This is a genomic window from Aneurinibacillus sp. UBA3580, from assembly GCF_002375825.1.
Lineage (GTDB): Bacteria > Bacillota > Bacilli > Aneurinibacillales > Aneurinibacillaceae > Aneurinibacillus > Aneurinibacillus danicus.
Map to the genome: position 1 here is coordinate 1 of NZ_DFMZ01000068.1, position 857 is coordinate 857.

The following is an 857-nucleotide window of genomic DNA, read 5'->3' on the forward strand; positions in this document are numbered from 1 at the left end:
GCTGAGACGCCATGGTCGTTTTCGGTCATCATGCCCTATCTTACCAGAAACACGGCAGAAAAACGAGAAGCGGACGCCTGATGGCCCAGCGTCCGCCTCTTTAGCCCTTCACCGGTATTTAATTCGTTTTAATGTGAATGGTCAGGTTTTTCGCATCCCATTCCACTTTAGAGCCCAGCGCTTCGCTTACGAAGCGAACCGGCACCATAGTACGGTTGTTGATGATAACCGCTTTTTGGTCAAGCTTCACTGTTCTTCCGTCTACAGATGCCTTCAAATCACCGATTTTCAGCCTTACTTTCTTTTTCCCTTTAGTCGCATGAACCGTGCTGTTTTTGCCGTCCCACTGGATATTGGCGCCCAGCGCTTCAAAGATGCTGCGCAGCGGTACAACGGCCCGGCCGTTGATGATGATTGGCTTCTGGTCCGCAATCATGATTTTACCATTGATTTTTATTACAATTGTCGCTTCTCTTTTCTGCTCCGGCTTAGGAACAGGTGTTACCGTCACGCTGTCTCCTGTTGTCGTTGCTGCTTTTTGTCTTTCGATATTAGCCATGATGGCTTGTCTTGCCGTTTCGTTGTTCACATGCTTCAATGCATTTTCTAAGCATTTCACTTTGACAGCCTCTTCTTTTTTTGCAGGCTCTGTCGCCGTTACAGTATCCTGTGCAAATACGGAAGTGCCTCCTGCAAGGAGAGTTGCCGCCAATAGTCCGCTTATGATTTTTCTGTTCACTAGTATTCTCCCTTTCTTGATGTATTTTTATCCTTGACTGTAATATTTTTCGCAGAAAAGAAAATTTTTTTGTCGCATTTCCCGAAAAAGTGTTACATAAGAAAAACTCGCGGGCGTT

1 protein-coding gene is annotated in these 857 nt (G+C 45.9%); it reads right to left on the reverse strand.

All coding sequences use genetic code 11. The features are described from left to right. Window positions 1-118: 118 nt before the first annotated feature. A complete protein-coding gene (locus tag B2899_RS10510) occupies window positions 119-739 on the reverse strand; it encodes a copper amine oxidase N-terminal domain-containing protein (RefSeq protein ID WP_286885633.1) in 621 nt (206 codons plus the stop codon). Window positions 740-857 lie beyond the last annotated feature (118 nt).